The sequence below is a fragment of the Amycolatopsis sp. NPDC059235 genome (genome assembly GCF_042754125.1).
In the GTDB taxonomy this organism is placed as follows: Bacteria; Actinomycetota; Actinomycetes; order Mycobacteriales; family Pseudonocardiaceae; genus Amycolatopsis; species Amycolatopsis albidoflava.
Genome location: NZ_JBHZAG010000194.1, coordinates 1 through 1,024, shown reverse-complemented (window position 1 = coordinate 1,024; position 1,024 = coordinate 1). Strand labels below are relative to the sequence as shown.

Here is a 1,024-nt window from a genome sequence, read left to right as displayed (position 1 = left end):
CCGGCGGTGCGGAGGAGCGGGTGGGGCAGGCGCTGGCGTTGCTGGGGTATCGCCCGCTGACGCCGGAGGAGCGCGAACGGGCAGTCGTGACGATCATGAACGTCGACACCGACGGCAACCAGACGGAAACGCGACTGGAGGACAAGGACCAGCAGATGCTGGATTACGTGCTGGACCACGGGACAGCCACCCGGCGTGACATCGCGTCAGCCGTGCTGGGAGAGACGGACACGGCTGCCATCAAAAAGACCACGTCTGTGCTGGACAATCGGCTGGACAACGACTACCACCTGGTCGAGAAGGCGCAAGATGGCAAGAAATCCGTCATCTACACAGCCCAGGTGCCGCCGCCGGGCGGTGTCGTCTGGCGCGACGTGTTTCCGGCCGGCGTTTTGCCGAAGGTGCGTACGCACCTTGAGGCCCACCCCGGCCGGGGGCACACCCTCACCGAGACGGCGGACACGTTCAAAGTTTATCGCCGGGACACGGTTCGCAAGGCGCTGGACAAACTGGTCGAGACGGAAGTCGCGTCCAAGCGGGTCGAGGACGGGATAGTCCAGTACTGGCTTGTCCCGGAGGCGCTGAGGCCGGAGGAGGAGAAGAAGGAGAAGAAGGCCAAGAAGGCCAAGAAGGGTGATGTCCGCAGGGAGGTCGTGGCGTTTCTCGAGGCGGAGGAGAACCTGGGGAAGTTTTTCACTGTCGCGGAGATCAGCAAGCATACCGAACTCGACGAAACGTCGGTGCGCTCGGTAACGAAGCGTGTCTCCGAGGTGGAGGAGGGAGAGGCGAAGACGATCGCCTCCGGCCAGAAGGCGAAAACGTTCGGGATCAAGACGGCGGGGCATGAGCGACTGAAGCCGGGCGCGGGCGGCAAGCGCAGGTTGGAGGGCGTAGAGGGCAGTGCGAAGCGGGCGCGGGGTGGTGTTGCCGGTGTGGGGCGGGTGGTGTCGGGGTTGTTGGATCCGGCGGCGGCGGTGTCGGAGGGCCGGGCGCGGGTGCTGGCGGAGTTGGCGGGGGATTTCGC

Annotated in this window: 1 protein-coding gene; it reads left to right on the top strand. The window is 65.6% G+C overall.

Annotation, left to right across the window (positions count from 1 at the left end; all coding sequences use genetic code 11):
• Positions 1-20: 20 nt before the first annotated feature.
• On the top strand, positions 21-1,024 hold a 1,004-nt coding region (locus tag ACFXI3_RS47125; RefSeq protein ID WP_378408759.1), incomplete at its 3' end, for a hypothetical protein.